Raw genomic sequence first — 19,757 nt, forward strand, 5'->3', positions numbered from 1 at the left:
GGGAGCTAGCTACAGATGAAATGGGACGAATTTTTCGTCACTGGAGAACCGATGATCTACGGGGCCATGGTCAGTATCGTTGTTGCCACGTTAGCGATCATCATCGGACTCACCTATTTTAAAAAATGGGGCTACTTGTGGCGCGAGTGGTTGACGACCGTCGACCATAAGCGTATCGGCATAATGTACATTATCTCCGCATTACTGATGCTGTTCCGCGGCGGTGTCGACGGGCTCCTGATGCGGGCTCAACTGGCGGTTCCGGAAAACGGGCTTCTGGACGGACAGCACTACAATGAGATTTTCACGACCCACGGGGTCATTATGATTCTGTTTATGGCGATGCCTTTCGTCATCGGGCTTATGAACGTCGTCGTACCGCTCCAAATCGGAGCTCGCGACGTGGCGTTCCCGCGGTTGAACGCGGTCAGCTTCTGGCTCTTCTTCGCCGGAGCGATGCTGTTTAACATTTCCTTCGTTATCGGGGGCTCCCCGGACGCGGGCTGGACGGCATACTTCCCGCTGGCGAGCATCGAATTTAGCCCGACCGTCGGCAACAACTACTATTCCATCGCGCTTCAGATCGCGGGGATCGGTACGCTGATGACCGGCGTCAACTTTATCGCTACGATTCTCAAAATGCGTGCGCCGGGCATGACCTTGATGCGCATGCCGATGTTCACCTGGTCGGTGCTCATCACCTGCGTCATCATCCTGTTCGCCTTCCCGGTTCTGACCGTGGCGCTGGCGCTCATGATGTTCGACCGCATGTTCGGCTCGCAGTTCTTTACGATGGCGAACGGCGGGATGGATATGCTCTGGGCCAACCTGTTCTGGGTTTGGGGACACCCTGAGGTTTATATTGTTATCCTCCCAGCGTTCGGGATATACAGTGAGATTATCTCCACTTTCTCGCGCAAAAATCTGTACGGCTACAAGTCCATGGTTTGGAGTATGATCGTTATTTCCCTGCTGTCCTTCGTCGTATGGGCGCATCACTTTTATACGATGGGTCACGGGGTCATGGTCAACGGGATCTTCTCGATCACGACGATGGCGATCGCCATACCGACAGGGGTCAAAATATTCAACTGGCTGTTTACGCTGCATAAGGGCCGAATCGAGTTTACGACACCGATGCTGTACTCGCTCGCCTTTATTCCGATCTTTACCATCGGCGGCGTTACCGGCGTAATGCTCGCGATGGCGAGCGCCGATTATCAATACCACAACACGATGTTCCTGGTGGCCCATTTCCACTACGTGCTGATTCCAGGTACGGTGTTTGCGGTAATCGCCGGTTTCTATTACTGGTTCCCGAAACTGTTCGGATTCCGGCTTAACGAGCGTCAAGGCAAGCTGGCCTTCTGGACCATTGCCATCAGCTTTAACGTGACCTTCCTGCCGCTGTTCTTCCTCGGTCTCAAGGGGATGACGCGCCGGATGTACACGTACTCGGAAAGCACGGGCTTCGGTCCGCTGAACCTGATCGCCTCGATCGGCTCGGTAGGTCTGGCCATCGGTTTCATTCTGTTGGTCTACAATATTTACTGGAGCTTCCGTTACGCGCCAAGAGATACGACGGGCGATCCGTGGAATGCCCGGACCTTGGAATGGAGTACGCACAGCCCGGTACCGGAGTACAACTTTGCGGTAGTACCGAAGGTAAATGGACTGGATCCGTTCTGGGAAGCCAAAAAAGGCGGCCCTGCGCTCTACGAAGACAAAATTGAAGAGATTCATATGCCGAATAACAGCGGTCAGCCGGTTATTCTGGGGATTATATTCTTCTTCTTCGGATTTTTCATGGTATTCAGCTGGTGGGTACCGGCCATCGTCGCCGGCATCGGCGTTCTGGTCATGCTGGCGGTACGTTCGTTTGAACGCGACCACGGCCGCCATATCCCGGTGAAGGAAATTCTGGAGACGGAGTCTAGATTGCGGGGTGAACAGGTATGAAATTAGATAATACGCTGCCGTTGGAGTACCGTTCGGAAGAGAACAGCAACCGTATTTTCGGCTTCTGGCTGTTCCTCGGCGCGGAAATCGTATTGTTCTCGACGCTGTTTGCCGTGTACCTTACGCTCTGGAACCGTACCGGCAACGGCCCGTCGGGGCACGAAATTTTTGAAATCGGACCGGTGCTGATCGAAACGTTCCTGCTGCTCACAAGCAGCTTCACCATCGGTCTGGCGATCAACAGCATGCGGCAGGGCTTCAAAAAGGCCACCTTGGTGTTCTTCCTGATTACTTTGCTGCTCGGCCTCGGGTTCCTCGGGGTGGAAATCATGGAGTTTGTAACCTACGTGCATGAAGGTGCAACCCTCCAGACGAGCGCATTTTTGTCCAGCTTGTTCGTCTTGCTCGGGACGCACGGGGCCCACGTTACGCTGGGTCTCTTGTGGGGCGGCGGATTGATGCTGCAAATTAAGCGCGAAGGGTTCACGCTCGATACGGCGAACAAATCGTTTATTTTCTCGCTGTATTGGCACTTCCTCGACGTGGTCTGGATTTTCATCTTCAGCTTTGTCTACTTGAAAGGACTGATGTGACATGAAAAAACTGTTCCCGCTTCACCACGTCATGGGATATCTGTTCTCGCTGGTCCTGTCCGTGGTCGCGCTGTCCGTCGTTTTCTGGGATATGTCCCCCGCGGTAGGCATGACCATCCTGCTGGTTTCCGCCACGATTCAAATGGGCGTGCAGCTCTTCCTGTTCATGCACATTAACGAGGGCGGATCCAAGAAGGCGTTGTATACGAATATCGCTTATGCCTTGTTCGTAGGCCTGGTAACGGTTTTCGGCACCCTGCTTACGATGATTTGGGGATACAAATAAGAAACAAGTTCATAGCCGAGCCTTAAATGATATGAAACGCCGCACCTCATGGCCGAAGAGGGTGCGGTTTTTTTTTGCGAATCCGTCGAGCGGGCAACTAACCGGAATTCCTCCTGTTAAAATAGCAGCCGGCAGGTGTCCCTTTTCCGGGAGTAGAAGTGTTACATAACCGTATAGGAAAAAAGCGGGGAGGTCTCGAAAGCTTGGATTCCATCGAGGAACATATCAGGGGCGTGCAGGCCGGGGAAGCGGATCGCTTCGAGCCGATTGTCGAGGCGTATCAGAGGCAGATTTACATTTACGCCTGCCGAATGCTCGGCTGCAAACAAGATGCCCAGGACGCGGTTCAGGACATATTCATCAAAGCGTTTACGAAGATCGGGTCGTTCGAGGCAAAGTCGGCTTTCTCATCCTGGTTGTATAAAATAGCCTATCATCACTGCCTCAATATGCTGCGCAAAAGAACCGTCCGTCTGCGGGTGGGACGCTTGATCCGCGGGGCGGGCGTCGCCGATAGTCCGGAGCAGACCTTGGAACGGGGCTGGTTCAGCGAACCGTTGGAATACGCCGTAAGCAAGCTGTCGGGCGAAGAACGGAATCTGCTGGTCTTAAGGGTGTTTGAGGAGAAGCCTTTTGCCGAAATCGCGGAGATTTTGGACAAAAGCGAGGGAGCGGTCAAGAAAAAATACATGCGGATGAGGGGTAAACTCGTAAGGCTTATGGAGGAAAAGGGGGGTGCTGAGGGATGCGGGACGACGAACAATTCAACGAAGATCGAATGTTAAGAAGCATGGAAATTCAAACGGTATATGAAAATGAAGGGAACGCGGCCCCCGCCGTTATGGACAAAGTCCGCCAACTCCGGCGGAGAAGGAAAGGATCGATCAGACATAGCCCCCGCAGGACCGCCTTGATTGCGATGGCTGCGGCCGTTCTGATCCTCACATCCATTACGGCATACGCGGGCGGCTACTTTGTGCATATCAAAAACAAAGAGGGGGAAATTATTCTGTCCGTTATGGAGCCGCAGAATTACCCGGTTTCCGCCTATGAGCAAAAACGAAGGGAAGAGGCTGAAGCGGAGCTGAAAAAAATACTAAAACCGGGTCAGCAAGCGGTTTATTATATCAAGGATAAGCGACTGCCGACGAGCGCGGATAGCCGCGTCTTATATTATTATTACGAGCCGATCCGACACCGGAGTTATGCCGATTTGGCTAAGGATATAGAAGCGACGGGGGCGCCGCTTTTGCCTGAACCATCCTACGTTCCCGAAGGGTATGTTTTGGACCATGGGCTTATCCAGATCCAGAACACGCCTCTGCCGAATACCCCGGAGTACGAGAAATTGTGGGGCGAACTTAAGGAGAGATCCTTAAAATCGGACGAGGAGGCGGGATTGTTTTACAAAATTGTTCCCTGGTCCGAACCCGCTTCAACGGTTCTCGAATACCGCAAAGGGGAGCGTCTTCTGAGGATGATCGCTTTTGCCCGGACCAAGGGATCCGCGGTTCAGGTTCCCTCCAAACAGGCGGTAAAGCTGACCGTGAAGGGGAAAGAGATGATCTTGTCATCGACCTCCGCCGAAGATAGCCGTAAATTGTCGTGGCTGAGCGAAAGCGAGACGGTATTTTATATGATAAGCGATGATCCGCAGGACCCGCTGTCCGAAGAGGAATTTATCCAGATCGCCGAAGGGATGATCCGGGAAGAAGTAAAATGAAGGCCCCCTGAAAAATAAACGGGGTGGAATGCGGATATCCCGGCACCACAGGCACCTGTGGTGCTTTTTTGCGCTATTTTTGCAGGAATAGAAACGATCGTGAAGGGGAGAATGAAAGGCGGAAGCAAAAAAACCTTTACATACCCCTGTGGGGTATATTATAATAGGTCCAGGAAGAGAGAGTGTTAAAGCGATTAAGTTATGGCGGAAGGGAGAGGATCGAATGGCTGCTGAAATGATGCCCGAGGAAAGCAAACACGAAGCGACTGAGGAGGCTTCCTGCAGTCATGAAGGGACGGCACGGCAAAGTCATCATTCGGCTGCTATGAAGAACAATCTGACGAGCCGGCTCAACCGGATTGAGGGCCAGATTCGCGGAATCAAAGGCATGATCGAGAAGGATACCTATTGTGATGATGTGCTGAACCAGATTGCGGCCGTGCAATCCGCATTGAACAGTGTCGGAAAGCTGCTGCTGGAAGGGCATATGAAGAGCTGCATCATCGAGCGCATTCAGGCCGGTGAGACGGAAGTGGTGGATGAACTGTTAATTACGGTCAACAAATTGATGAAATAAATAAATCAAATCATGATGAGGAGGAAGTTAAAATGACGAACATTACTCTGCAAGTTGAAGGCATGTCTTGCAACCACTGCGTAAATTCCATCGAAGGAGCCGTGAAAGGGCTTGGGGCATCGGCCAAAGTGGACCTTTCGGCGAAGAGCGTGACCGTTTCTTACGACGAGAGCAAAATCAGCTTGGAAGCCATTAAAGAAACGATCGAAGACCAAGGGTACGACGTGGTCTAAGAGTAACTTTGTTCTTTTTGTCTTAAATATACCCCTATCAGGTATTGCTGGCGAGACATAAGCAAGGCGCCCTTGAATCCATTCGATTCAAGGGCGCTTTTTTCATTCGCTGCACTACGCTTTCTCCCGGACAAATCCGTGTTCATGCAACGCGTCGATAAAATGCACGGCCACTTTGACACCTGCTTCGAGAAAGCCCAAATCGGGCTTCTTGCTGCGCGCGGATATGGTCAAGACCCCCCGGTTCCCCTTGAGCCCCAGCTTTACGTAAGCACCGGGAAGAAGCTCCAAAGCTTCGTAGAGCCCTTCCTGTTTCAGAATCAGGCGAAGCAATCCCGGATGGGTGGCCTTCGCATGGTACGCCTTGTTCATCGCGGAGTGGGGCAGCGATGCGGGGCGCAGTTCCGGATGAAAAGGGAGGGCCAGCGGGTGCCGGGAACGCTTCAGATAAAATTCCAGTTTCCGCCGTGGCACAAAACTGAATTTTACGGCGGCCGACCATTGTTTCGAGGAATCGGAACCCGAATCGACCAAAGTCACATGAAGGGCCCCGATTCCCTGGTTCAACTCTTTGCGGACATACTGACCGGAGTATTTCCAGCCTTTGAACGAGGCGGGGACATAGATGCCGCCGTGCGTCTCCGCATATTGCTGCAGCAAAGCCTTGGATTTCGACACCCACCAAGGTTTGCGTAGTCTTTTGACCGTATGCATCGCTTAATCCTCCTTACGGGAAGCCCCCTTTGGAGAAGGAAGACGTCCCTCTTTCCGCAATGCCTCCCGGAGCAAATATTCGATATGACCGTTCACGCTTCGGAATTCGTCTGCCGCCCAGCGCTCCAAAGCTTCATAAAGAGTCGGGTCCAGGCGCAGCGGAAAGCTTTTTTTAGCTGCCATTCGTGAATCGCACCGGCATTAATACAATGTGCTCGTGTTGATGACCGGCTGGGCGGAACGGTCGGATACGACGGCAACGAGAAGATTGTTGATCATAGCGGCTTTCCGTTCGTCGTCCAGGTCGACGACATTGTCCTTTTGCAGCCGCTCGATCGCCATTTGGACCATCGTAACGGCGCCGTCGACGATTTTCTCGCGGGCGGCGATGATGGCTTCGGCTTGCTGACGCTGCAGCATCGCGCTGGCGATCTCCGTCGAGTAGGCCAGGTGGGTGAGGCGCGACTCAATGACCTTTACCCCGGCGATAGACAATCTGTTCTGGAGTTCAGCCGTAAGCTCGACGGCAATCTCCTCCGTATTGGCGCGCAGGGAAAACCCGGTACCGTCGGGCTGATCGTAAGGATATTTGCTGGCGACGTGGCGCAGCGCGGTTTCACTTTGAATTTCCACGAAGGTTTCGTACTCATCCACTTCAAAGAGCGCCTTGGCGGAATCGACCACCGAGAACACGACGACCGCGGCGATCTCGATCGGATTCCCGTTCACGTCATTCACTTTCAGCTTGGCGCTGTTAAAATTGCGAACGCGCAGGGAGACCCTTTTGCGGGTGGAGAAAGGCACGGCCAGATAAAACCCGCTCTTCCGGATGACGCCAAGATAGCGTCCGAAAAAAGTGACGACATTCGCCTGGTTCGGCTGGACAATCGTTAGCCCGGTCAGCAGCGCGAAGCCGATCACGCAGGCCAGAATGCCGGCAATCATGGGCAGGGCGAGCTCCAGCGAGATCAGGTAAGCGCCCGAGCCCAGCAGGGCGAGGATGACTAACACGGCGAAGAACCCGTTCACGCATGATAATTCCTTTTCCTTCATAAAAAACACTCCTCTACGACACATATTATTTTGATATTTATATGATATCACTTTTAGAATATATTGTAAATTGGTAAATCAAAAAACGGGCACCCCGCCTATTCCGGCAGGGTACCCGTTTATGGAGCGGCATCCGTTCAGCTGATCCACGTCATTTCGGATTTGGCAACGCTCCAAGCCTCGTCTTTAAGCTCCAGCGTAATTTTTGCCCCGATGGCTCCCGTACCCGACCGGTACTTGGAGCCTTCGATCACGGCGTAATCCTCGCCGAGCTCCACTTTTTCAATCTTCAGCAGAACGCCTTGCAGCACCATCGTCTCTTTGAATTCGGGCTCTTCTTTTTTCAGTTCCTCCATCGTGGTATCGCGGACTTCAACCTCCCGAAAAGCAAAGGATTCGAGGATATGCCGCCGATCCGCATCGGTTAATTGCTGAAGGTCGCTGAGATCGAGGGCGATGTACTTGATGTCCGAATTGAGCGCTTCATCCATGGGAAACATCGCTTCAAAAGCAAGCCGATACAGTTCGCCGGCCGATCCGCGCATTTCCTGTTTACCGTCAGAAGGAGTCGTCTCCGCGTCCTCACCGGCGGCTTCTTCCGTATTCGGCTGCGGCGGACTCTCCGATTGACCGGGGGGCGCCGCCGCCTCGGCTGCGGGTTCGGCGGTCTTTCCGGCTCCGCAGCCGGCGATGACAAGCCCTAACCCCAACAGGCAGACCACCGCTTGAACACGCTTTAGGGTCACTGTCAGATCCCTCCTTTTTAGGATAGACGCTCGGGGAGTGTGTAAAGTTGCTTTTGGCTGCGGCCGCCGGGCCTACAAGCCGGCCACGATGCCGGCAAGACGGGCGATCCCGTCCTCCAGCTCTTCCAGAGAAGCGTACGAGTAAGACAGTCTGAGGCAGTTGCCGGCTTCCCGGTCATACAAATGTCCGGGGTTAATGAGAATGCCCTGCTTCAAGGCGGTATCGAACAGCTTGCGCGGGGCCGCCGCCCGCCTTAAGCGTAGCCATACGTAGAAGCCTCCGGCGGGCACGTTCCAGTCGGCCAGCCCGGTAAAATGCCGCTCCAGCGCATCGAGCGCGATGCGTCTGCGATGCCGCAAAGCGCCGCGCAGGCGGTCGAGATGTTCGTCGTAGAGGCCGCTGGACAGCCACTCCGCCGCCAGCCACTGCGAAATGGCGCTGGAGCCGTAGTCGCTCTGCATTTTGATGTCGGCGAGGCGCTCAATGACCGGCTGGGGGCCGGTGATCCAGCCGATGCGCAGACCGGGGCTGAGCGTTTTGGACAGGCTGCCGAGGTAGAGGACGCTGCCGCCGGAATCCCCGGCTTTCAGCGGAGCCGGGGGCGGCTCGTCCAGCCACAGATCGCGGTAGACGTCGTCCTCCAGCACCGGCAGGCCCGCCGCCTGGCAGGCTTCCAGCAGCCGGGCGCGGCGGGGCTCGCTCATCACGGTCCCCGTCGGGTTATGGAACGTGGGGATCGTATACAGCAGCGAGCCGCCGTACTGCCGGGCGTAAGGAGCGACCAGTTCGGGGCGTAGCCCCTGGTCGTCCATCGGCACGCCCTGCAGCCGCATTCCGGCCGATTGGAACACGGGCACGGAGTACAAATAGGACGGCCGTTCGAGCAGGATCACGGATCCGCGCCGCAGCAGGCCGACCGAAATCAGCTGCAGGGCCTGGAGCGCGCCGGAAACGATCAGGATCGATTCCGGGGAGACGGCCAGGCCCTGGCTCTTTAAGCGGGCTGCGACAATCCGGCGCAGCCCGGGGTCGCCCTTCGGCTCGCCGTAGCCGAGCTCGGGGACGCGGTCCGCCATCCGCTCCAGGAGGCGGCCCATCTCCGGCCTCGGCAGCAGCTCGGGCGACAGCTCGCCGGTGCCGAGGCGGAGGATGCCGGGGCGGAACTCCGCCCGGTTGATCTCCTGCACGGCCGGCAGGTTGGGACGGTGAATTCCGGCGTTGACGTAGGAATTCCAGTCCGGCGGCGGGGCGGAGGTAAGCACGCCCCACGTCCGGTTCGCGACGCGCGTCCCGCCGCCGCGTCCCGTCTCGATCATGCCGGCGGCGGCGAGCTCGTCCATCGCGGTCACCACGGTGCTGCGGTTGACGCCGAAGCTCTCGGCCAGTGCGCGCTGGGACGGAATCCGCGTCCCGACCGGCCATTCGCCGCCGGCGATTTTATCGCGGAGATATTCGACGATTTGCGTGTGCAACGGAACCCCGGAACGGCGGTTCGGCTGCCATGGGGCAGGTTCCACGAAGATCAGCTCCTTTTTTGATAAAGAGGGTGAAAATGGGGGCAGGGGCACAACGGCAGAATGAAGTTCCTTACATTATACAGTTTGGTTGGTTTAATATCCATCCAAATGGATGGAGCCAGATCGCCGCCAAGCGGTTACAATAGCTAGGGGTCCATGATCCCGGGAGGATACCCAAGAAAGAGTTAGGGGGAGTACAGAGATGTCGACGGCGTTTATTCACGGTTTTGTCCTTGCCTTTGGCCTGATTTTGCCGCTGGGAGTTCAAAACGTCTTCATATTTAACCAGGGGGCATCGGGGAAAAGATGGACGCGGGCCCTTCCCGCGGTCATCACCGCTTCCGTGTGCGATACCCTGCTGATTCTGTTGGCCGTCCTGGGGGTATCCCTGATTGTGCTCACGCTGGAATGGCTAAAAGTGATCCTTTTTATCGGCGGGGCCTGCTTTATGGTTTACATGGGCTGGTCAATCTGGAAAAGCGCCCCTTCGGGCCGGACCGAAGAGAGTTCGGGCCTGCCCGCCAAAAAGCAGGTGCTGTTCGCCCTGTCGGTGTCCCTGCTTAATCCGCACGCGATTCTGGATACGGTCGGCGTGATCGGAACCAGCTCTTTGAGCTATGAAGGAGGAGGGAAGGCCGTTTTTGCCTTGGCGGCTATTCTTGTTTCCTGGCTTTGGTTCGCCGGTCTGGCACTGGCGGGACGGCTCGTCGGCGGATTGAACGGAAACGGTACGCTGCTTAAGCGGATCAACCGGATTTCGGCCTTGGTGGTGTGGGGCATGGCGGCATACTTACTGTTCGGGCTCCTTGGGACTAGTACGTTTTAAAAGGAATAGAGGGCCTGGGCCTGTCTCCATGCGGGGGCAGGTTTCTTATTCTTGCTGGGATGGCAAATAGCTTCATTGACATACATCAGGGGGAATAATAATATAAGACCAGATGTATTATACCCCCTTGGGGTATTATATAACTTTTGGGGAGGTCATGAACATGAGAATATTGCTGATTGGTGCCAGCGGGACGATCGGAAGCGCCGTTTGCGAGGAGCTCGGGGCGCGTCACGAGGTAATTACAGCGGGGAGGAACGGGGCTGATGTCATCGTTGACATCACATCGCCGGATAGCATAACCGCTATGTACCAAGAGGTTGGGAAGGTGGACGCAGTGGTCAGCACGGCGGGAAGTACTTATTTCGGGCCGCTGACCGAACTTACGCCGGAGAATAATGAGCTTTCCATTGAGAGCAAGTTAAAGGGACAAGTCAATTTGGTACTGCTCGGTCATCCTTATGTCAACGATCGCGGCAGTTTTACTTTGACAACGGGGATTATTATGGACGATCCGATCGTTGGCGGCGTGTCCTCGGCCATGGCGGGGGGAGCGATCAAAGCATTCGTTACGGCCGCGGCGATTGAGATGCCGAGAGGAATCCGGATTAACAACGTAAGCCCTAATGTGGTTGCTGAATCCATCGGGACCTATGGCCCGTACTTTCCCGGCTTTGATCCCGTTCCCGCAAGCAAGGTCGCTTTGGCTTTCCGAAAAAGTGTCGAGGGCGGACAAACGGGGCAAACTTACACGGTTTACTAGTGGCGATTTAGTCCGAATTTGCTCCTTTATGGAGGAATAGCGGCTTGGCTCAGAGCCTCATTCTTGCGTAAAACCGGCCAAAACTTGATTATTGGGCAGTCCGGCGGCGCTATGACCCCCTTGGTGCCGAAATCGGGCCGAAAAGCGGCCCCAGAGGCAGCCTTAAGCCGCTATCTCAACAAGCGGCTAGTGCCCCAACTATCAGACAACCTGGGTAACATCGAAATTCCTGCAAATCTACATGTTTTTTTGTAGTTGGGAACAGAAATTTCAAAATTCCTGCAAATCTGCAGGAATTTTCGACGAAACCGGCTCGTTTCTCGAAAAACACTAAAAATGCCTGCAGATTTGCATCTTTTTTCGCATCTCCTCGTGAATTGGCTTAAAATACCTGCAGATTTGCATCTTTTTGAGTCGGAAGGGTTGAAGGTTGAGAGATTGTAAGGGCGGAAGGTGGGAGTTTGGGCTGAAGTGCAGGTAATGCGGGATAGTTTTTGGATATTTCTAGTAGTTCTGGTAGTGCAGATAGTGCCGGAAGTGCCGGAAGTGCTGGTAGTGCTGGTAGTGCTGGTAGTGCTGGTAGTGCCCATAGTGCCGATAGTTCTAGTGGTTCTGGAAGTACTCAAAGTACTGAAAGTGCTGAAAGTGCTGAAAGTGCTGAAAGTGCTGAAAGTGCTGAAAGTGCTGAAAGTGCTGAAAGTGCTGAAAGTGCTGAAAGTGCTCTAGGCACCTGGATCGCCGTGGGCTAACAAAAACAATGCGGATGTCCGTGGCGAGAGACTGCGTACTTATCGAGAACCTAATTGTGGGCAACCGATTTAGCCTGCTCAACCGGGGCGAAAGTCATCATGACAAATGGCCACAAGGGAATTTATACGCTTAGTCCTAATCGTTTCCCTCCTTGCTTACTTTAATCATGATGGTCGTGATTCTTCCTGCGGGATTGACCGGGTCTTAACGAAACTCTTTACATACCCAGGGGGAGTATGGTATATTGATGATATCGAAATAAATTAATGATCGTAATCCGTTCTTTAAAGCATAATAGCACAAATATGTTTTCTATTTACCCCCTGGGGGTATATGAGGAAGGGGAGTTTGATAATGGGTAACGGCGAGGGTTTAAAACAACAACAAACCACCTTACAGATTACAGGAATGACATGCGCGGCGTGCGCCAATCGGATCGAAAAGGGGTTAAGCAAGCTGGAGGGAGTTTCTCAAGCCACCGTGAATTTTGCGCTCGAACAGGCCGCGGTGACGTTTGATCCGACGAAGACCGATCCGTCGCAAATGGAACAGAAGATACAGGCGTTAGGCTACGGCACGGTTGGAGAGTCCGCGGATTTTCAAATCATGGGCATGACTTGTGCCGCCTGCGCAGCGCGAATTGAAAAGGGCTTGAACAAAATGCCGGGGGTTTCGAAGGCGACCGTGAATCTGGCTTTGGAGACGGCGCATGTCGAATATAATCCGGCAGAGGTTACCCCGGCCGATATGATTCAGAAGGTTGAAAAAATCGGCTACAAGGCGGCGCTTAAAGGCGAGAAAAAAGAATCCGGGGATCATCGGCAACAAGAGATCAAACGCCAGAAACTTAAACTGCTGGTTTCGGCGCTGCTGTCTTTTCCGCTGCTCTGGGCGATGGTCAGTCACTTTTCATTCACTTCGTTCATTTGGCTTCCCGACCTGTTTATGAATCCGTGGTTCCAATTCGCGCTTGCCACGCCGGTCCAGTTTATTATCGGCCGACAATTCTATATCGGGGCCTACAAGGCGCTCCGGAACGGCAGCGCAAATATGGATGTCCTGGTTGCGCTCGGCACTTCGGCCGCCTATTTCTATAGTCTCTATCAAACGATAGAAACGATAAATGCCCATGGGCATCATCAAGTCGACCTTTATTATGAAACCAGCGCCGTATTGATTACCTTGATTTTGCTGGGCAAGCTTTTTGAAGCACTTGCCAAGGGCAGATCTTCGGAAGCCATCAAGACTCTGATGGGCTTGCAAGCCAAAACCGCCACCGTGATCAGAGCGGGGCAAGAGATGACCGTGCCGGTCGAACAGGTTTTGGTTGGTGACGTTGTTGTCGTGAAGCCGGGGGAGAAGATTCCCGTGGACGGCGAGGTCGTAAGCGGTACTTCCTCCGTGGATGAGTCGATGTTGACCGGGGAGAGCATTCCGGTGGAGAAACGCGCGGGGGATAAGGTGATCGGTGCAACGATCAATAAAAACGGGATGCTGCAGATTAAGGCGACCAAAGTGGGCAGAGAAACAGCGCTTGCGCAAATCATCAAAGTGGTTGAAGAGGCGCAAGGCTCGAAAGCTCCGATCCAGCGGGTGGCCGACGTCATTTCGGGGATATTCGTCCCGATCGTCGTAGGCATCGCCGTCGTGACTTTTTTAGTATGGTATATTGCGGTGGAACCGGGAAGCTTCGCGAGTGCGCTTGAGAAGGCTATCGCCGTCCTGGTTATCGCCTGCCCGTGCGCCCTTGGTCTGGCAACCCCAACCTCGATCATGGCCGGTTCGGGCCGTGCCGCCGAACTCGGGATTCTCTTCAAAGGCGGCGAGCATTTGGAGGCCACGCATCGGATCGATGCGATCGTCCTGGATAAAACAGGAACCGTGACCAAAGGAAAACCGGAACTGACCGATGTCATCATTGAAAACGGAATGGAGGAACTGACATTTTTAAGGCTCGTCGGTGCGGCGGAGAAAAACTCCGAGCATCCGTTAGCTGAAGCCATTGTCGCGGGTATTCAGGAAAAAGGGGTCGAGCTGCCGCAAACGGAGCAATTCGAGGCGATTCCCGGTTATGGAATCCGCGCGATTATCGGCGGGCTTGAGCTGCACATCGGCACCAGAAAGCTGATGCGGAAGTTTGGTATCCAGGCCGAGAGCGCATTTGATAAGATGAATCGATTGGAGGAGTCGGGAAAAACGGCCATGCTCGTCGCCGTAGAGGGTCGGTACGCCGGCATGGTAGCCGTAGCGGATACGATCAAAGAGACGTCCAAAGAAGCGGTGAAACGCCTGAAAAATCTCGGCATCGAAGTCATTATGATTACCGGCGACAACGAACGGACCGCGAAGGCCATTGCGGCACAGGCGGGAATCGGCAAGGTATTGGCGGAGGTTCTGCCTGAGGGCAAGGCCGCCGAGGTCAAGAAGCTTCAGGAATCCGGGAAGAAAGTGGCGATGGTCGGAGACGGCATAAATGATGCCCCCGCTCTAGCTACGGCCGACATCGGCATGGCGATCGGAACCGGTACGGATGTGGCGATGGAGGCGGCGGACGTCACGCTCATGAGAGGGGACTTGAACAGTATTCCGGACGCTATTTTTATGAGTAAAAAGACGATGTCGAACATTAAACAGAACCTGTTCTGGGCCTTGGCCTATAACGTCATCGGAATCCCCGTCGCGGCGCTTGGATTCCTGGCCCCATGGTTAGCCGGGGCAGCCATGGCACTGAGTTCGGTATCCGTCGTGCTAAATGCCTTAAGGCTGCAAAGAGTGAAGTTGTGAGCGAGGGGCGGGAAAAGCGGCACTATCAGGAACAGTAGGTAAAGCAGGAACAGCAGGAAAAGCGGCCTTTTGGGGCCGTTTTTCCTGCTTTTTTGGCCCGATTCGGCTCTATGGCAATAATAGCGGTCAAAAAACGCCATGGTCTTATTTCCTGTGGCGGGTTCCAATAATCAGGTTTTGAATCCGAACTGGGCGCGATTTTTGCCGGAGTTCCCTGTGAAATAAGTTTGTTTGATGGAGCGATAGATGGGCGAAAGCGGAGGTGCTTTCATCTACAGCATCATAAATTTTAAATATAAAAAATAAGATTGACATTCATCCAGGAACTCTTTATGATTTAAACAAACGTTTTAAACGATTGTTTAAGGAGCTGGAAGAGAAAATGAAAAAAAGTCTTCAGGCGTATCTCAAAGCGCCGCAAACCAAAATCGGAATCATCACGGCGTTGATGTTTCAAGTTATTTTCAGTTTAATCTGGATGACCGCTTACGACGGGGTCAACGAACGGGTGAGTTCGTTTCAAATCGCCGTGGTCAACGAGGATGGGGCGTTTGGCGAAAAGCTGGTCGGCGGGCTGCGGCAATCCGTCCCGTTTGCCTGGGAGACGGGCTTGACGGCTGACGAGGCGAAGCGAGCCTTGGAGGACCGGGAAGTCCAGATGATCATGACGATCCCCGAAAAATTCGGTCAAACGCTGCAAACCCCGGGGCAAGCGGGTACGCTCCAATATACGATCAACGGTTCCAACGCCTCCATGGTCAAGTCCGTGATGGAGAACGCGGCGGCAAGAATCACGGAGTCGTTGAACCGGCTCGTATCCACTCAAGCGATCCAGACGGCGTTTCAGGAGATGGCCTTACCGGAGGCTCAGGCCGGGCAGCTCGCACAAGGCTTGTCGACCAAAGTGGCCTCGCAAGTTGACGTCGTTCATCCCATCGACGGTATGAACAACCAAATGGTCCCGATGATGTTGGTATTGGCTTCTTTTGTCGGCTCGATGATTATGGGCATGAACCTGCAGCAGGCGGCGGCCGGAATGAATCCGGGCATCTCGGGCGGAAGCCGGTTTGCGGCGCGTGTCGTCCTCAACGTGGGTGCGTCCTTGCTTGTTTCGCTGGTGGGGACATCGCTGGTCTTCGCTTTGGGCGGGCAAGCGGAGCAGGGATTCTTTGTATTTTGGATGTTCCAATCGCTGCTGGTGCTGACGTTTCTGTTCTTTACGCAGATGTTCCTGCTGCTGTTCGGTATGGCCGGGATGCTGTTCAATATCGCGGGGCTGTCGCTTCAACTGGTCTCCTCCGGCGCCATGGTGCCGCGTCAGCTTCTGAGCGGTTTCTATCAAGCCGTAGGGGATTACCTTCCGGCTACCTACGCCGTTGAAGGGTTGATGAATGTGCAATTTACCGGGGCCGGCGGAGCGGTCGCTTCAGACATGCTTCGTCTGGCCGTCATCATGGGGGTCAGCCTGGCCATCGGGTTGACGGCGGAGATGGTAAAAGGGCGCAAACGCGGCCCGGCGAAGGAATCGCAGGTTCTCGTCAAGCCTGGAACGGTTGTTCAAGACTAGCCAACTATAACTTGCCGCGCGCCCGTCCTTGCGAACCGGTGATGAAAGTTCCATAATGGGTCTAGAATAGTTAAGGGGTCGAGGGTATGGAACAGGCTGAAACAGACGTGAAAATCCGAATTTTGAAGTCGGCCAAGCGCTTGTTCGCCAAGCAGGGATTTGAAGGGACGAGCGTCCGGCAAATTTGCGAGGAAGCCGGAGCGAATGTGGCGCTGGTATCTTATCATTTCGGAGGCAAGGAGAAGGTGTTCCGGGCGATCTTCGAGCACTTTTTTCCCGGCACTCCGGAAGCTTTCAAAGAGAATGAGGCCGTCCTGGCCGATCCCGTCGAAGGGCTGCGGCTCATCGCCTGGGAAATCGTAAAATTCACGATGCAGGAAAAGGAGCTGAGCGACATCGTGCAGCAGGAACTGACGCTCCAGTCTCCGCGGCTCGGCGTCGTGTTCTCGTTCCTGAATCCGGTCTGGTTGACGGTGAAGGATCTGTTGGTCCGCGGCAAGGCGCGGGGAGATTTTCGGTATGAATCACTGACCTCCGCGCTGCTGATGGTGTTTGGCGTGGCTTTATCGCATAAAAGATTTGGCAATCTGGAACATCTGGCCGATCTCCGTGAGGAGGATTTCGCGGAGAACTACCCGGAGCAGGCCGTCCGGTTTATTATGTTGGGATTGGGAGTGAAAGCGAATGAATGAGGTCATGTCTCTGCTGAAAAATCATCGTTCGATCCGAAAATACAGCGACCGCCCGGTTGGCCGGGAACAAGTGGAGGAAATCGTCGCAGCCGCCCAGATGGCGTCCAGCTCCAGCAATGTTCAGGCCTACAGCGTTATCGCCGTCACCGAACAAGCCGGGAAGGACAAGCTGGCGGAATTATGCGGGAATCAGGGTTATATTTCGGAATGCCCGGTATTTTTGGTTTGGTGCGCGGATCTGTCCCGGCTGAAAGCGGCGGCGGAACGCCATCTGCCGGCGGGAGCCGAAACCTATGAGTCCTCGGTGGAGAATTTTATCGTAGCGACGGTCGATGCGGCCTTGGCGGCCCAGAACGGCGCGGTCGCCGCGGAATCGATGGGGCTCGGCATCGTGTATATCGGCGGCATCCGCAACCGGAGCCAGGAGGTGGCCGAGCTGTTAAGCTTACCGCAGCTGGTCTACCCCGTCTTCGGCATGTGCGTCGGCTATCCGGACCAGGAGCCCGGGCTGCGGCCCCGTTTGCCTTTGGAGGCGGTTTTACATTGGGAAGGCTATGACGCAGAACGTTCGGAATCAGGTGTAAAAGCCTACGATGAAACGATGGTGAAGTATTTGCGGGAACGGACCGGCGGCATGAAGGACACCCCTTGGTCCGTTTTGATGGCGGAGAAGCTCGCGCAGCCGGCCCGGCTTCATATGCGGGAATTTTTGCAGCGGCGCGGATTCGGACTGAAGTGAGCGGGAAACCTCCTGTGATTTCAACCTGCTTCAAGGCATACTTGCCTTTGAGTCTCGCGGTTGAAAGACACGGGAGGTTTTTTCGTAATTAGCGGGAGCGCATCCCGCAATCTGAAGCTTATTACTCCCCGGCCTATCCCGATATGTCGCCGGAGACGGGGGCTGCGCGGAGCGTACGGGAGGCGCAATAAAGGATGGCAAATACGGCTCCGCTGAGCGTAAGCAGCCCCCCTCCAATCAGACCCAGCATCCGGGGGGACAGGACTTCCAGCAGTAGCCCGCCGAGAAACATCGCCGCCCCCATAATCGTATTTTGCAGCGCAGCCAGCGTACCCATAAATCTGCCCCGAATTTTTTCGGGGACGATCATCATCAGGATCGTCTGGTTGCAGGCGTTCCCGATGCCCGAACATATCGCCGTTCCCGCCAGCAGGAGCACCAGCAGACCAAACGATCCGCTTTGGCTGATCAGAATATGGCATATCCCCTCCAGCAGTAAGGTCAGCACCGCGGCGGCCTTGATTTGCCGGGCGAACCGCCCCGTCAGCGCGGAACCGGCGACGAGCCCGGCGCCAAGCGCTCCATACAGCAGCCCGATCCCGAGATCGCCCATGTGAAACACTTCCACCGCATAGACGCTGAGCAATATATTGAAGATGCCGTCCCCGATCGGCCAGACCGCAAAAATGAGCAGCATGAGCCGGAGGAAGGGGGAGCGGGCGAGAAGCCGGAAGGCGGCTGCGGCCGGCGTGCCGGCGGGGGCCGAAGCCTGTGCGCCGGCGGGGGCCGAAGCCTGCAGGGCGGCGCCGTCAGCGCTCTCGGCCGGGGCGGCCTGACCCGGGCCGTGGGCGCTGGTACCGTCGGGCGCAGCGCCGCGGAGCTGCGGCAGCCGGGCGAGCAGCAGGGCGGTGGCCAGAAAGGACAAGGCGTTGAGGAGGAATGAGACCTCGACGCCCAACAAGGCGGCCACGAACCCGCCGCTGATCGAACCCCCGATCAGCACGAGCCCGGTCATGACCTCCTCAAGGCTGTTGACTTGAAGCAGATGCTCTTTTCGGACCAGGCGGGGGATCGCCGACATGCGGGCGGGGGCATAGATGGCTTCTCCCGCGGACAGCAGAAAGGAGCTTACATAGATCAGCCATATGTCCGCAGGCTCGCGGACCAGCAGCGGAGTCAGGGCGAAAACGGCCCGGATCAAGTCCGTGGCGATCATTACCCGTTTTTTGGACAACCGGTCGGCGAGCATGCCGCCGAGCGGCCCAAAAATCAGGTAAGGAATGAGCCGGATGGCAAAGGTGATCCCGACCGCAAGGCCGGAACCGGTCAGCGACAGCACGAGGCCAAGCACGGCGACTTGGCTGAATCGGTCCCCCATGCCGTTCACGATCCCGGCCGCAAACAGTCTCGCGTAGTCTTTTTCTTTTCGCAGAACGGCCCAGGGGTTCATCATGATAGTTATCCTCCATAATCCAATGATTTTATTAATGTCTAATTTTATAAATATCTAATTAGTTGATGAAAAAAGAGACCAGGCAGGCTCCTGGCCGCATTATCCCGCATGATCTATATCTATCCTCGCGCCGGATGGCACGGCTCAAGGCTTCTCCCACAGTTCCGGCGGATTCAGCTCATAAATGCCGTCTTCCCGGTACATATACTGGTGCATAATAAATTCCCGGCGTATCGTGGCAAAATCCTCGTGGAATTTGAGAATGTATTCGTTGATCTCCTTCTCGGCGTATTTTCGGTGCGGCTCCAAGCCCTGAATCAAATGCTCCAGCACGATACGCTTCTTCTTTTGCTGAGCGGGCAAGTGCTTTAACCGGCCGTCTTTGGTAAAAAAGTTACGGAGTACCGCCATGCGGTCCAATGTTTTCTCACCCCCCGGATCCCCGCTTGCGTCGGCGCCTCCGTCTCCGACGGTTAAGATGGCCCGAGCCTGCAAAGCGAGGCTTTTTTCGTTGAGATAAAAATAAATCGTGTTCTTATCCCGGCGTTCGTAGATCAGGTCGGCTTCCCGCAATTTGGTCATATGGTGGGTTACCGTGGGCGGCGAGACCCCCAACTTGCCCGCCAAAGCTTGCCCGTGAAGCGGGCCGTTCTTAAGAAGCGCGATGATCCGGATTCGCGTCACGTCGCCTACCGTTTTATGAAATTGAACGATGCGGTCGAGCTGCATTCGTTGGCCTCCTTTTTTGATATTCAACTAATTAGATATATGTCGAATTATT

At 55.0% G+C, this 19,757-nt stretch carries 21 protein-coding genes; 14 read left to right on the plus strand and 7 right to left on the minus strand.

The features are described from left to right. Positions 1–15: 15 nt before the first annotated feature. The 7 genes from qoxB to copZ all read left to right on the plus strand — a co-directional run bounded on the left by qoxB (position 16) and on the right by copZ (position 5,371). Entirely contained in the window at positions 16–1,959 is a 1,944-nt protein-coding gene (gene qoxB, locus FRY98_RS20465; RefSeq protein WP_148455433.1) for a cytochrome aa3 quinol oxidase subunit I, read from the plus strand. Then, positions 1,956–2,552: a cytochrome aa3 quinol oxidase subunit III gene (gene qoxC, locus FRY98_RS20470; RefSeq protein WP_148455435.1), complete on the plus strand. Its 597-nt coding sequence runs from the start codon at positions 1,956–1,958 to the stop codon at positions 2,550–2,552. The genes qoxB and qoxC overlap by 4 nt, the downstream gene beginning before the upstream one ends. A gap of 1 nt (position 2,553) precedes the next feature. Further along, positions 2,554–2,838, plus strand: a complete 285-nt coding sequence (qoxD, locus tag FRY98_RS20475; RefSeq protein WP_148455437.1) for a cytochrome aa3 quinol oxidase subunit IV — start codon at positions 2,554–2,556, stop codon at positions 2,836–2,838. A gap of 203 nt (positions 2,839–3,041) precedes the next feature. Further along, on the plus strand, positions 3,042–3,623 hold the full coding sequence (locus tag FRY98_RS20480) for an RNA polymerase sigma factor (RefSeq protein ID WP_148455439.1): 582 nt from the start codon (positions 3,042–3,044) through the stop codon (positions 3,621–3,623). Further along, a complete protein-coding gene (locus tag FRY98_RS20485) occupies positions 3,584–4,561 on the plus strand; it encodes a hypothetical protein (protein ID WP_225038708.1) in 978 nt (325 codons plus the stop codon). The genes FRY98_RS20480 and FRY98_RS20485 overlap by 40 nt, the downstream gene beginning before the upstream one ends. A 238-nt stretch (positions 4,562–4,799) precedes the next feature. Next, a complete protein-coding gene (locus FRY98_RS20490; protein ID WP_148455925.1) occupies positions 4,800–5,138 on the plus strand; it encodes a metal-sensitive transcriptional regulator in 339 nt (112 codons plus the stop codon). Positions 5,139–5,170: 32 nt separating this feature from the next. Beyond that, positions 5,171–5,371, plus strand: coding sequence for a copper chaperone CopZ (gene copZ, locus FRY98_RS20495; RefSeq protein WP_148455441.1), 201 nt, complete (start codon positions 5,171–5,173; stop codon positions 5,369–5,371). Positions 5,372–5,485: 114 nt separating this feature from the next. Here copZ and FRY98_RS20500 read toward each other — a convergent pair whose 3' ends face one another. The 5 genes from FRY98_RS20500 to FRY98_RS20520 all read right to left on the minus strand — a co-directional run bounded on the left by FRY98_RS20500 (position 5,486) and on the right by FRY98_RS20520 (position 9,402). After that, positions 5,486–6,085: a hypothetical protein gene (locus FRY98_RS20500; protein WP_148455443.1), complete on the minus strand. Its 600-nt coding sequence runs from the start codon at positions 6,083–6,085 to the stop codon at positions 5,486–5,488. Positions 6,086–6,088: 3 nt separating this feature from the next. Beyond that, positions 6,089–6,268: a type II toxin-antitoxin system antitoxin gene (locus FRY98_RS20505; protein ID WP_148455445.1), complete on the minus strand. Its 180-nt coding sequence runs from the start codon at positions 6,266–6,268 to the stop codon at positions 6,089–6,091. Between the two features lie 18 nt (positions 6,269–6,286). Then, the gene (locus FRY98_RS20510) at positions 6,287–7,138 is read right to left on the minus strand and encodes an SPFH domain-containing protein (protein ID WP_148455447.1); all 852 of its coding nucleotides are present in this window, start codon (positions 7,136–7,138) and stop codon (positions 6,287–6,289) included. 137 nt (positions 7,139–7,275) lie between these two features. Beyond that, positions 7,276–7,884, minus strand: coding sequence for a hypothetical protein (locus tag FRY98_RS20515; RefSeq protein WP_148455449.1), 609 nt, complete (start codon positions 7,882–7,884; stop codon positions 7,276–7,278). 72 nt (positions 7,885–7,956) lie between these two features. After that, positions 7,957–9,402 (minus strand): aminotransferase-like domain-containing protein, encoded by a 1,446-nt coding sequence (locus FRY98_RS20520; RefSeq protein WP_148455451.1) that lies wholly within the window; start codon positions 9,400–9,402, stop codon positions 7,957–7,959. 202 nt (positions 9,403–9,604) lie between these two features. Here FRY98_RS20520 and FRY98_RS20525 point away from each other — a divergent pair, with 202 nt between their 5' ends. The 7 genes from FRY98_RS20525 (at position 9,605) to nfsA (ending at position 17,523) form a co-directional block, all read left to right on the plus strand. Further along, positions 9,605–10,228: a LysE/ArgO family amino acid transporter gene (locus FRY98_RS20525; RefSeq protein WP_148455453.1), complete on the plus strand. Its 624-nt coding sequence runs from the start codon at positions 9,605–9,607 to the stop codon at positions 10,226–10,228. A 163-nt stretch (positions 10,229–10,391) separates the two neighbouring features. Then, entirely contained in the window at positions 10,392–10,991 is a 600-nt protein-coding gene (locus FRY98_RS20530) for a short chain dehydrogenase (RefSeq protein WP_148455455.1), read from the plus strand. A 591-nt stretch (positions 10,992–11,582) separates the two neighbouring features. Beyond that, positions 11,583–11,717 carry a hypothetical protein gene (locus tag FRY98_RS29215; RefSeq protein ID WP_276508718.1) on the plus strand — a complete coding sequence of 45 codons (135 nt, stop codon included), beginning with the start codon at positions 11,583–11,585 and terminating at the stop codon, positions 11,715–11,717. 378 nt (positions 11,718–12,095) lie between these two features. After that, positions 12,096–14,525, plus strand: coding sequence for a heavy metal translocating P-type ATPase (locus FRY98_RS20540; protein WP_148455457.1), 2,430 nt, complete (start codon positions 12,096–12,098; stop codon positions 14,523–14,525). Positions 14,526–14,907: 382 nt separating this feature from the next. Then, the gene (locus tag FRY98_RS20545; protein WP_148455459.1) at positions 14,908–16,092 is read left to right on the plus strand and encodes a YhgE/Pip domain-containing protein; all 1,185 of its coding nucleotides are present in this window, start codon (positions 14,908–14,910) and stop codon (positions 16,090–16,092) included. Between the two features lie 86 nt (positions 16,093–16,178). Next, complete coding sequence (locus FRY98_RS20550; RefSeq protein WP_148455461.1) at positions 16,179–16,784, plus strand: TetR family transcriptional regulator; 606 nt, start codon at positions 16,179–16,181, stop codon at positions 16,782–16,784. After that, positions 16,777–17,523, plus strand: a complete 747-nt coding sequence (gene nfsA / locus FRY98_RS20555) for an oxygen-insensitive NADPH nitroreductase (RefSeq protein WP_148455463.1) — start codon at positions 16,777–16,779, stop codon at positions 17,521–17,523. Before FRY98_RS20550 ends, nfsA begins: the two co-directional genes overlap by 8 nt. A 133-nt stretch (positions 17,524–17,656) precedes the next feature. Here the strand turns inward: nfsA and FRY98_RS20560 are convergent, their stop codons facing one another. Both FRY98_RS20560 and FRY98_RS20565 read right to left on the minus strand, forming a co-directional pair. Continuing rightward, positions 17,657–18,976, minus strand: coding sequence for an MFS transporter (locus FRY98_RS20560; protein ID WP_249043478.1), 1,320 nt, complete (start codon positions 18,974–18,976; stop codon positions 17,657–17,659). A 144-nt stretch (positions 18,977–19,120) separates the two neighbouring features. Next, positions 19,121–19,705 carry a DUF2087 domain-containing protein gene (locus tag FRY98_RS20565; RefSeq protein ID WP_148455465.1) on the minus strand — a complete coding sequence of 195 codons (585 nt, stop codon included), beginning with the start codon at positions 19,703–19,705 and terminating at the stop codon, positions 19,121–19,123. Positions 19,706–19,757 lie beyond the last annotated feature (52 nt).

The sequence above is a fragment of the Paenibacillus faecis genome (assembly GCF_008084145.1).
GTDB lineage: Bacteria > Bacillota > Bacilli > Paenibacillales > Paenibacillaceae > Fontibacillus > Fontibacillus faecis.